Genomic DNA, 10,910 nt, shown 5'->3' on the forward strand with positions numbered 1-10,910 from the left:
TCTCGGCGGGGGCGGCCGGGCGAGTGTTACACCTCCGGCGTGACCGGAGACACTGCCGTGGCGCAGGAATGACTAGGATGGTTCGTAGCCGACGAGGTTCACTCCAGGGTCAACCCAGCCCGCAGACGAAATTCACTTTAGGAGTCAGCATGCCCATTGCAACCCCAGAGATCTACTCCGAGATGATCGACCGCGCAAAGACGGGCGGCTTCGCATTCCCGGCCGTCAACGTCACCTCCTCCCAGACCCTGAACGCCGCCCTGCGCGGCTTCGCCGAGGCCGAGTCCGACGGCATCGTCCAGGTCTCCACCGGCGGCGCCGCCTACTGGTCCGGTGCCTCCACCAAGGACATGGTGGCCGGCTCGCTGGGCTTCGCCGCGTTCGCCCGCGAGGTCGCCAAGAACTACGGCGTCAACATCGCCCTGCACACTGACCACTGCCCCAAGGACAAGCTGGACGGCTTCGTCCTGCCGCTGCTCGCCGCCTCCGAGGCCGAGGTCAAGGCCGGCCGCAACCCGCTCTTCAACTCGCACATGTGGGACGGCTCGGCCGAAACCCTGCAGGAGAACCTCCGGATCGCGCAGGAGCTGCTGGCGCGCACCGCCGCGGCCAAGATGATCCTCGAGGTGGAGATCGGCACGGTTGGCGGCGAGGAAGACGGCGTCGAGAACGCCATCAACGACAAGCTCTACACCACGGTCGAGGACGCCCTCGCGACCATCGACGCCCTCGGCTCCGGCGAGAACGGCCGCTACATCACGGCCCTGACCTTCGGCAACGTGCACGGTGTGTACAAGCCCGGCGGCGTCAAGCTGCGCCCGGAGATCCTCAAGGACATCCAGGAGCAGGTCGGCGCGAAGATCGGCAAGACCAGCCCGTTCGACCTCGTCTTCCACGGCGGCTCCGGCTCCTCGGAGCAGGAAATCGCGGACGCGGTCTCCTACGGCGTGATCAAGATGAACATCGACACCGACACCCAGTACGCCTACACCCGCCCGGTCGCCGACCACATGTTCCGCAACTACGACGGCGTGCTGAAGGTCGACGGCGAAGTCGGCAACAAGAAGCTCTACGACCCCCGCGTCTGGGGCGCGTCCGCCGAAGCCGGCCTGGCTGCCCGAGTGGTGGAGGCAGCCCAGCAGCTCGGCTCCACCGGCAAGACGTTCTAGCCGTGTCGGACGAGTTCCGCCGGAACCTGATGGGCCCCGAGCCCACGCTGCTCCCTGCCGAGATCGAGGTCAACGCGGGCCTGGACGCGGGCCAGGAGGCGCTGGACCTGGTGGAGAAGCACCCGACGTCCTCGCTGCTCTGGGCCGTGCTGGCCGAGGAAGCGTGGAAGGAAGGCCGGACCATCGACTCCTACGCTTACGCCCGGGTCGGCTACCACCGCGGCCTGGACTCGCTGCGCCGCAACGGCTGGCGCGGCGCCGGCCCGATCCCGTGGGAGCACGAACCAAACCGGGGCTTCCTGCGCGCCCTGTACTCGCTGGGCCGCGCCTCCGCGGCGATCGGCGAGGCCGAGGAGCCGGAACGGATCGAGAAGTTCCTCAAGGAATCCGACCCCACCGCCAGGGCGGCCATCGAAGCCCAGGGCTGACGGGTTAAACGACGACGGCGGGCGTCCACCATTCGGTGGGCGCCCGCCGTCGTTATTGCGGGCGGATTAGGCCTTGGCCAGCCCGGTGCGGGCCATGGCGTCGGCGTAGGCGACGCGCATTTCCTCGAGGTATTGCTCCTGGCGGGCCGGGGTGCCGGCGAACGCGCGGCCGCTGAGCGAGCGGACCTTGTACGTCTTCAGGCCGCGGCGCCAGATCATCGGCACCTCGGTCTTGAGCAGGAGGTTGGCCAGGCGGTTGGCCTCGGTGCCGTGCGCCACGATCACGGAGGCGCGCGGAACCAGGGCGAGGAACTTCAGCAGCGGCTTGAGGCCCGCCGAGATCTGGTCCGGCGTAAACTTGCCGTTCGGCTCGCCGTCTACGTGCCACGGGTGGACGTTCCACGGCATCACAAATTCCGGGCGCAGGCCCAGTTTCCACTGGATGCCCAGCATGCGGGTGGCGGCTTCCTCGTCGCCGGCGGTGATGAAGCCGGACGGATCGGCGGTGCCGATGTTGGAGAAGAGGCTGATGATGCGGCACTCGTCAATGTCGTGGGCGGGATCCACGTAGGGGACCGTGGTGCCAGCTTTGGCGGTCTGCAGTGTGTCGCACAGTTCGTTCACCGGCGCGACGTTTGCTTCGTAACGGCGGCTCAGGAGCTGTTCGCGGAAATTTTCAGTGGCCAGGGCTGTCATGTATTGCTGGGTCTCCTGCGGGATTGGTAAAGCTGCCAGACCGATCCCGGGCACGCCAAAGGGAGGGCGCGCGGAGGCCGGTGTGGTTTGAAAATGTGGTGTGGACCGATTCCTGTTCGGTCTTTTCCAGTCTATCAAGCCCCGCGAAATGTCCGGCGAGTCGTCCGGGCAGCCGGCAACTGCCGGCTGCCCGGACCGGTTAACACCGTCCGCTTAGACCGGTTACCAGAGCCGCTTGCTGGCCCGGCGGGCACCCTCACCAAGGGCATCGAGCTTGGCGAAAGCGATCTGCGGGTGGACGCGGCCGCCGAGGCCGCAGTCCGTGGAGGCGATCACGTTCTCGCGGCCCACCAGTTCCGCGAAGCGCACGATCCGGTCGGCCACGAGGTCGGGGTGCTCCACGACGTTGGTGGCGTGCGAGACAACGCCCGGGATAATCGACTTGCCCTCGGGAAGCTTGGTGTCCTCCCAGACCCGCCATTCGTGTTCGTGCCGGACGTTGGCGGCCTCGAAGGAGTACGCGCCGGCGTTGACCTGCAGGACGGAGCCGATGATGTCCGCGAAGGGGATGTCCGTGGTGTGCGGTCCGTGCCAGGAGCCCCAGCAGACGTGCAGCCGGATCTTGTCCTGCGGGAGGTCGCGCAGCGCCCAGTTGGTGGCCTCGACGCGCAGCTGGATGAACTTCAGGTAGTCCTCAAGGCTCGGCTCCGGGTTGATCTGGTCCCAGCTCTCGGCCAGGGAGGGATCGTCGAGCTGGACCGTCAGCCCGGCGTCGATGATGGCCTTGTATTCCTCGCGCATCGCGTCGGCGCAGGCGTAGAGGAGTTCCTCATCGCTCTTGTAGTACTCGTTGGCGACACGGGCGCAGGATCCGGGGGAGAGCGACGCGACGAAGCCCTCGGTGAGTCCGGCCGCGGCCAGGCCGGTCTTGAGGTTGGTGATGTCCGAGGCCACAAGCTCCTGCCCGGTGTAGGTCAGTGGGCCCGCGATCTTCGGCTGCGTGACGGCCTTGCGGTGGGCCAGGATCCCGGAGGAGGGGTCGTTGTAGGCGTCGTTGAAGGCCTGCCGGTCGCGGCGGTCCGGGAACGAGGTCAGGACGATGTGCCCGGGGCTGGAGCGGTGCACCGCGGCGTCGGCCCAGCGGTCCACGTCTGTCGGTTCAAGGCCGCCGAGCCGGGCGAATGAATAGTTCCACCAGGCGCCGTAGTCGACCGAGCTGGCCATGGCATGGCCGTACTCGCCGTCGTTCGGGATGTCGATGCCGAGGTCCTTCTGGCGCTGGACGACGTCCACCACCGAGGTTTCCAGCAGGTCCAGGAACTCGGGGGTGATGCCGTCGGCTTCCTTGGCCTCGTTGGCGGCGATGAGTTCGGGGGTGCGGGGCAACGACCCGGCGTGGGTGACGCGGATGTGGTCGGTGTTCTGGGACATGGTGCGGTTCCTTTCCATCGGTCCTGGCGGTAGCACCGTGGCCGGACGGGGCCGCGCGTGGCGGGCCGCGTACGGCGGGGTTGCTGCGGCGTCAACGGTCCAGGTCCCTCGGCCGCTCGGGATGGTCACTCCCACTTAATTCCACGCCGTGCCCGCACCGCAAGTTGTGCCCACTATGTGTCGCGGCCCTCCACGCAGGGAGTCAAAACGGTGCCGCCCACCGTTTTCGGCTAAACTTGGGTGGTAAGAGCCCCGGACTCTGGCGTTGATGGTAAGAGCACAGCGGTAGATTCGGGGCATTCTCATGAACGGCGCTGAGCTGCGCTGACCACCCGGTCATTCACGTACAGTTCGGCCCGAACGAATGGGGGAGGATCCCATGCCAGCAATCGTGATCGTCGGAGCCCAATGGGGCGACGAAGGCAAAGGTAAGGCCACCGACCTGCTCGGCGGCCGCGTCGACTACGTCGTCAAGCCCAACGGCGGCAACAACGCCGGGCACACCGTCGTCGTGGGCGGTGAGAAGTATGAGCTGAAGCTCCTTCCTGCCGGCATCCTGAGCCCGAACGCAGTCCCGGTGATCGGCAACGGTTGCGTGGTGAACCTTGAAGCCCTGTTCCAGGAGATCGACGGCCTGGAAGCGCGCGGCGCGGACACCTCCAAGCTGCGCGTCTCCGCCAACGCCCACCTGGTGGCGCCCTACCACCAGGTGCTGGACAAGGTCACCGAACGGTTCCTCGGCAGCCGCGCGATCGGCACCACCGGCCGTGGCATCGGCCCGGCCTACATGGACAAGGTCGCGCGCCTCGGCATCCGCGTGCAGGACGTCTTCGACGCCTCCATCCTGCGCCAGAAGGTCGAAGGCTCGCTGCGGCAGAAGAATGAACTGCTGGTCAAGGTCTACAACCGACGGGACATCGAGGTCGACGAGATCGTGGACTACTTCCTGTCCTTCGCCGAACGCCTGCGCCCGCTGGTCATTGACAGCACCTTCGTGCTGAACAAGGCGCTGGATGAGGGCAAGGTGGTCCTGATGGAGGGCGGCCAGGCCACGTTCCTGGACGTCGACCACGGCACCTACCCGTTCGTGACGTCCTCCAACCCCACCGCGGGCGGCGCCTCCGTCGGCTCGGGCATCGGCCCCACCCGGATCTCCCGCTCCATCGGCATCATCAAGGCCTACACCACGCGCGTCGGCGCAGGCCCGTTCCCCACGGAACTGTTCGATGAGATGGGCGTGTACCTGCAGAAGACCGGCGGCGAGTTCGGCGTCAACACCGGCCGGCCGCGCCGCTGCGGCTGGTACGACGCCGTGCTGGCCCGCCACGCCTCGCGCGTGAACGGCTTCACCGACTACTTCGTCACCAAGCTGGACGTGCTCACCGGCATTGAGCAGATCCCGGTGTGTGTGGCCTACGACGTCGACGGCGTGCGGCACGACGAGATGCCGATGACCCAGACCGAGTTCCACCACGCCAAGCCGATCTTCGAGTACTTCGAGGGTTGGACCGAGGACATCACCGGCGCCCGCACCCTGGACGACCTGCCGGAGAACGCCCGGAACTACGTGCTGGCCCTCGAGAAGCTCTCCGGCACGCGCTTCTCCGCGATCGGCGTCGGCCCGGACCGCGACCAGACGATCGTGGTCAACGACCTGATTAACGACTAACACCGGCCAACTGGCGTCCGACGGCGGCGGGTCACCTGACAAGGGTGGCCCGCCGCCGTCGTGGTTAAGGGCCGTCGCTAGGGGCGGTTGTTTAGGGCCGGAGACGGGTCCCCGCCGCGCCGCAGATGAGGAAACCAAAAAATTTCCGGCCGGTGCGTAACCTTTCGGGGTGCCCCGGCGATTACTCCTTTGTAAGCGCCGCCCGGGCCCTGGTCCCCCACCAGGTACGGACGGCCTTGTAGCGAAAGATCCGCCCGGCGCCTGCCCCCATCAGGCGCTGCGGACTTCGACCGAGAGATCCGACGGGCGCCTGCCCCCATCAGGCGCCGACAGGACTTCGACCGTAAGTGCCGGCCGGCGCCTGCCCCCATCAGGCGCCGGCCGGCCTTCAAACAACCAAAGGATGTACGTTCTACATGAAGAGTGTTAGCAAGACCACCAAGATTGCTGTCGGCGCCGCGATTCTCGCGGTCGGAGGTTTCTCCGGAATCGGCCTGGCCAACGCGGCCCAGACCTCCAGCACCCAGCAGGCTGAAGTGAACCACGCTACGCCCGCCACCCCCGCCGTGCCGGCTGTCCCGGCCACCGCGGAGCTGCCCTCCGCTCCGGCCACCCCCGCCGTTCCGGCTGCTCCGGCCACCCCGGACGTTGAGAACTCCGCGAAGGCCGACGCCGACGCTGACGCCGAGGGCACCGCCGACGTCGAGGGCACCGAGGAAACCGAAGGCGCCGCTGAGGGCGCCGTGTCCGCTGACAAGGACGGCGCCGCCGTCGAGGGTGCCGCCAACGCCAAGGGCGCTGCCGAAGCCAAGGCCCACGCCGGCGTGACCGTTGCCACCCCGGCTGTCCCGGCCGCCAAGGGCGCCCCGGCCACCCCGGCTGTCCCGGCCGTGCCGGCCGACCCGTCGGTTGAGCTGCCCAAGCTCGACAAGTAGGCAACAAACGCCTCTCTTCGGAGGCGACGGGGTGCGGCCGCTAAACTATCGGGGGCCGCACCCCCAGCAGTAAACGGAAGGAACGCTTCTTGGCAGAGCAGCTGAGCGATGACGATCTGTCAGCAGCTTTGGCTGGCGAGCCGTCAGGATTCAGCGCCGTCTACACCGTGCTGTCCCCGGCGGTGCTTGGCTACTTCCGGGCCAAGGGCGTTGACGACGCCGAGGCCCTCACCCAGGACGTCTTCGTGGACGTGTTGCCGAAACTGGCCAACGTCACCGGCGGCCACGCCGGATTGCGGACCTTCATCTTTTCGGTCGCCCACGCCCGGCTGGTCGACCACCACCGCCGCGCCGAACGGACACCGCAGCTGGCCGAATACGATCCGCTGAACGACGCCCGGTCTTCCGCCTCGGCCGAGGACGAAGCACTCGGTTCGCTGGGCGGTCTGTCCCACACACTCTCCCGGCTCAACGACGAGCAACGGGAAGTCCTGGTCCTGCGGATCGTCGCAGACCTCTCCATCGATCAGGTGGCCGGCATCATGGGCAAAACCCCGGGTGCCATCAAACAGCTTCAGCGGCGCGGGCTCAGTGCCCTGCGCGAACTCGTAACCGAAAAGGACCACGCAGCATCATGACCGGCACGCGCAACCCCCAGCAGGATGGCAGCATCCAGGCGATGCTCCGTGACTCCGGCCTCGACGCTGCCGGCGAACTGCGCAGCACCCTCGAGCAGCTGCAGGCCCTCGTCCCGGAGCAGGCGCCAGAGCCCCGGGCGGACCTCGCGGCGCTGCTCGCCGCAGGGTCGGCAGCCGGTTCGGCCTCCCCGGCCGCGGACTCCCATGCGGAGCCTGGCACCGGGGACCTCCCCACCGGTGTCAGCAGCCTGGCCGACCGCCGTCGGGCCCGCAAACGCCGGATGGCCCTCATCGGCGGCGCTGTCGTCGGTGCCATGAGCTTGGGCGCCGGCGCGGTGGCGGCCTCCAGCCACGATTTCCGCGAAAACGTGGGTCACACCCTGGGCGTCATTTTCCAGCCCGCAGCCCCCGTCCGGACGCCGGCGCCCTCCAGCCCCACGCCGTCGGACCTCCCCGCCGTGCCGGCAGCCCCGGCTCCGGTCCCGGCCGGCACCTCCCCGGCGGCGGTGGCGTCCGCCGCTGCGCCGTCGCCCGAGGCGACCGTGAAGGCGCCAAAGCACGGCGGCGCTGCCGCCACACCTCCCGCCGTCGGCCGCGGCGGATCACTGCCGACCCCGGACCGGCGCCCCGTCACGCCCCGGCTTCCCGGCGAGAACGGCCGGCGAGCGGCCCCCAGCCCGCTGCCGGCCGTACCGTCGCTTCCCGGCCTGCCGACGCCGGCCCCCACCACCAAGCCGTAGCCCGCCCCACCCGCGCCCCGGTTAACCCAAGTAGCTCGCCGTTGTGGCCGTTTTGAGCGCTCAAAACGGCCACAACTGCGAGCCAGTTGGGTTAAGGGACCTCGTTTAGGCCAGGACCTGCCGCTTCGAGGAGATGACCCCGGTGTCGAAGCCGGCCAGGTGCAGTCCGCCGTGGAAGCGGGCGTGCTCGATCTTCACGCAGCGGTCCATTACGACGTCGAGCCCGGCCGCCTCGGCCTCCTTCGCCACATCCTCGTGCCAGGAGCCCAGCTGCAGCCAGAGCGTCTTGGCGCCCGCGGCGATGGCCTCGTCCAGCACGCCCGGCAGGTCGTCGTGCTTGCGGAACACATCCACGATGTCCGGGTTCTCCGGCAGGTCAGCGAGTGACGCATAGGTCGGTTCGCCCAGGATCTCCTTCACCACCGGGTTCACGAAATAGACCTTGTAGCGGGTGGAGGACTGCAGGTAGGTCGCCACGAAGTAGCTCGCTCGGGAGGGTTTGTCCGAGGCGCCCACAATCGCGATCGACTTCGCCTGGCGCAGCAGGGCCAGCCGCTCCGGCGCCGACGGTCCGGTCCAGGTACGGGGTTCTTGCGTGCTCATGCGTGTGCTCCGATCGTGCAGGTTTCCGCGGGCAGGGCTTCCGGTGCGGATGCCTCCGAGGCTGAACCCTCCGAGGCCGCGTCGAGGGCCTGGTCGAGGTCCCAGAGGATGTCCTCAAGGTCTTCCAGCCCGATCGAAATCCGGACCAGGTCCTCGGGGACGCCGGCGGATTCGAGCTGCTCCGGGCTGAGCTGCTGATGGGTTGTGGAGCCGGGGTGGATCACCAGGGTCCGCGAGTCGCCCACGTTGGCCAGGTGCGAGGCCAGCTGCAGGGACTCGATGAACTTCTGCCCCGCGGCGCGGCCGCCCTTCACGCCGAAGGAGAACACCGAGCCGGGGCCCAGCGGCAGGTACTTCCGGGCCCGTTCGAAGTGCGGGTGCGAGGGCAGGCCGGAGTAGTTCACGTAGGCCACCCGCTCGTCGGCTTCAAGCCACTCGGCCACGGCCAGGGCGTTCTTCAGGTGTTCATCCAGCCGTTGCGGCAGCGTCTCCACGCCCTGCAGCAGCTGGAACGCCGACTGCGGGGAGAGCGCAGGCCCGATGTCGCGCAGCTGCTCGCAGCGCAGTTTGGTCAGGAAGCCGTACTCGCCGAAGTTCCCCCACCAGGAGACGTTGCCGTAGGAGGCAACCGGCTCGGTCATGGTCGGGAACTTGCCGTTGCCCCAGTCGAAGCGTCCGCTCTCGACGATCACGCCGCCCAGCGTGGTGCCGTGGCCGCCAAGGAACTTGGTGGCGGAGTGGATGACGATGTCCGCTCCGTGTTCGATCGGGCGCACCAGGTACGGCGTGCTCAAGGTGGCGTCAACGACGAGCGGGATGCCGGCGTCGTGCGCCACTTTCGCCAGCCCCTCAAGGTCCTGTACCTCCGACGACGGGTTGGCCACCACCTCGACGAAGATCGCCTTGGTGTTCTCCCGGACCGCGGCGGCGTAGTCCGCCGGATCGGTGCCGGCGACGAACGTGGTGTCCACACCGAAGCGGCGCAGCGTGACGTCCAGCTGCGTGACCGTGCCGCCGTAGAGCTGGGAGGCGGCGACGATGTGGTCCCCGGACTGGGTGAGGGCGGCGAAGGTGATGAATTCCGCGGCCATGCCCGAGGACGTGGCCACCGCGCCGATGCCGCCTTCAAGGGAGGCGATGCGCTCCTCGAAGGCCGCGACCGTGGGGTTGCCGATCCGGGAGTAGATGTTGCCGTACTTCTGCAGCGCGAAGAGGTTCGCGGCGTCCTGGGTGTCCTTGAACACGAAGGAGGTGGTCTGGTAGATCGGCACGGCCCGGGCGCCGTGCTCGGCGTCGGGGGTGCCGCCGGCGTGCAGGGCGCGGGTGCGGAAACCGAAGGTGCGGTCGGCCATTACGCGTTCACCTCAATCTTGGCCACGGGCGCGGCGGATGGGCCCACGCCCGCAGGGTTCCCTGGCCGAGCTTGCGAGGCTAGGGGGCGGGTGGGGACAAGTTCGGTGCCGTGCTTGCGGGCCAGGTCCGCCTCGAGCTCGCGCACAATCGGCAGGATGTCCGCACCGAACGCGGCGACCTCCTCCTGGAAGTGCAGGTAGCCGGTGAGGAACAGGTTCACGCCGATCTTCTTGTACTCCACGATCCGCTCGGCGATCTGCTCCGGCGTGCCGATCAGCTGGGTCTTGAACCCGTCGTTGTACTGGACCAGGTCCTCGAAGCTCGAGTCGGCCCACATGCCCTTGCCGTCCTTCGTGGACGCGCCGGCCTCCTGGACCGCTGCGCGGAAACCCTCGACGGCGGGCTTGTGCGCCTTCTCGACGATCTCGCGCAGGGTGTCCCGGGCTTCCTGCTCCGAATCGCCGGCGATCACGAAGCCGTTCAGGCCAAACCTGGGGGCCGGGAGGGATCCGTGGGCGCCGCGCCCGGTGTCACCGGCAGCGGCGACGACGCCGGCGATGTTCTCCTTGAATCCCTCCAGGTCCTTGCCGTTGGAGAAGTACCAGTCCGCCACCCGGCCGGCCGTGGCCTGCGCCGCGGTGGAGTTGCCGCCGAAGAAGATCTCCGGGTGCGCCCGTCCGGGCACGTCCACGGGCGCCGGCTGCAGGGTGAAGTCGGTGATGTTGTAGTACTTGCCGGACTGGCTGTAGTCCTGCTCGGTCCACAGCCCGCGGAGGACGCGGATGAATTCCTCGGTCCGGACGTAGCGCTCGTCGTGCTCGAGCCACTCGAGGCCGAAGTTTTCGAATTCCGCCTTGAGCCAGCCGGAGACGATGTTCACCGCGGCGCGCCCGTTGGAGATGTGGTCCGCGGTGATGATGAACTTCGCCAGCACGCCGGGGTGCCACATACCCGGGTGCACGGCGGAGATGACCTTGAGCCGCTCGGTGGCCGCCAGCAGGGCCAGGCTGAACGAAGTGGCCTCGTGCTGCTTGTCCGCACCGTAGGACGCGGCGTAACGGGTCTGGGTCAGGGCGTATTCGAAGCCGGAGTTTTCCGCGATCCGGGCGAGCTTCTTGTTGTACTCGAAGTCCCAGCCGGTGCGCTGTTCGATGGTGGAAACCACCAGGCCGCCGGAGACGTTGGGGACCCAGTAGGCGAACTTGAGGGGTTCGGAAAGACGGGCGACGCTGCTGATGTCAGTCATGG

The 10,910-nt window shown here is 68.1% G+C and carries 11 protein-coding genes; 6 read left to right on the forward strand and 5 right to left on the reverse strand.

The features are described 5' to 3' along the window. Positions 1-149: 149 nt before the first annotated feature. Both fbaA and ABIN76_RS04915 read left to right on the forward strand, forming a co-directional pair. Positions 150-1,169, forward strand: coding sequence for a class II fructose-bisphosphate aldolase (gene fbaA / locus ABIN76_RS04910; RefSeq protein WP_346958593.1), 1,020 nt, complete (start codon positions 150-152; stop codon positions 1,167-1,169). Between the two features lie 2 nt (positions 1,170-1,171). Next, a complete protein-coding gene (locus ABIN76_RS04915) occupies positions 1,172-1,597 on the forward strand; it encodes a DUF3151 domain-containing protein (RefSeq protein ID WP_346958594.1) in 426 nt (141 codons plus the stop codon). 66 nt (positions 1,598-1,663) lie between these two features. On the opposite strand, the gene ABIN76_RS04920 is transcribed toward ABIN76_RS04915, so the two are convergent. Both ABIN76_RS04920 and ABIN76_RS04925 read right to left on the reverse strand, forming a co-directional pair. Beyond that, a complete protein-coding gene (locus ABIN76_RS04920) occupies positions 1,664-2,293 on the reverse strand; it encodes a uracil-DNA glycosylase (protein ID WP_346958595.1) in 630 nt (209 codons plus the stop codon). Between the two features lie 222 nt (positions 2,294-2,515). Continuing rightward, on the reverse strand, positions 2,516-3,724 hold the full coding sequence (locus ABIN76_RS04925; RefSeq protein ID WP_346958596.1) for a cobalamin-independent methionine synthase II family protein: 1,209 nt from the start codon (positions 3,722-3,724) through the stop codon (positions 2,516-2,518). Between the two features lie 379 nt (positions 3,725-4,103). Between ABIN76_RS04925 and ABIN76_RS04930 the strand changes: the two genes are divergently transcribed. From ABIN76_RS04930 to ABIN76_RS04945, 4 genes are all read left to right on the forward strand, one after another. Then, entirely contained in the window at positions 4,104-5,393 is a 1,290-nt protein-coding gene (locus tag ABIN76_RS04930; protein ID WP_346958597.1) for an adenylosuccinate synthase, read from the forward strand. Between the two features lie 416 nt (positions 5,394-5,809). Further along, positions 5,810-6,328 (forward strand): hypothetical protein, encoded by a 519-nt coding sequence (locus tag ABIN76_RS04935; protein ID WP_346958598.1) that lies wholly within the window; start codon positions 5,810-5,812, stop codon positions 6,326-6,328. An 89-nt stretch (positions 6,329-6,417) separates the two neighbouring features. Further along, on the forward strand, positions 6,418-6,966 hold the full coding sequence (locus tag ABIN76_RS04940; protein WP_346958599.1) for an RNA polymerase sigma factor: 549 nt from the start codon (positions 6,418-6,420) through the stop codon (positions 6,964-6,966). After that, the gene (locus tag ABIN76_RS04945) at positions 6,963-7,706 is read left to right on the forward strand and encodes a hypothetical protein (protein ID WP_346958600.1); all 744 of its coding nucleotides are present in this window, start codon (positions 6,963-6,965) and stop codon (positions 7,704-7,706) included. The genes ABIN76_RS04940 and ABIN76_RS04945 overlap by 4 nt, the downstream gene beginning before the upstream one ends. Before the next feature lie 105 nt (positions 7,707-7,811). Here the strand turns inward: ABIN76_RS04945 and ABIN76_RS04950 are convergent, their stop codons facing one another. From ABIN76_RS04950 to sfnG, 3 genes are read right to left on the reverse strand one after another with little or no spacing between them, the layout of a single operon-like run. Beyond that, a complete protein-coding gene (locus ABIN76_RS04950; RefSeq protein WP_346958601.1) occupies positions 7,812-8,309 on the reverse strand; it encodes a CoA-binding protein in 498 nt (165 codons plus the stop codon). Further along, complete coding sequence (locus ABIN76_RS04955) at positions 8,306-9,661, reverse strand: O-acetylhomoserine aminocarboxypropyltransferase/cysteine synthase family protein (protein WP_346958602.1); 1,356 nt, start codon at positions 9,659-9,661, stop codon at positions 8,306-8,308. The genes ABIN76_RS04950 and ABIN76_RS04955 overlap by 4 nt, the downstream gene beginning before the upstream one ends. Then, on the reverse strand, positions 9,661-10,908 hold the full coding sequence (gene sfnG, locus ABIN76_RS04960; protein ID WP_346958603.1) for a dimethylsulfone monooxygenase SfnG: 1,248 nt from the start codon (positions 10,906-10,908) through the stop codon (positions 9,661-9,663). The genes ABIN76_RS04955 and sfnG overlap by 1 nt, the downstream gene beginning before the upstream one ends. Positions 10,909-10,910: the final 2 nt, after the last annotated feature.

This window comes from uncultured Arthrobacter sp. (genome assembly GCF_964021775.1).
GTDB lineage: Bacteria > Actinomycetota > Actinomycetes > Actinomycetales > Micrococcaceae > Arthrobacter.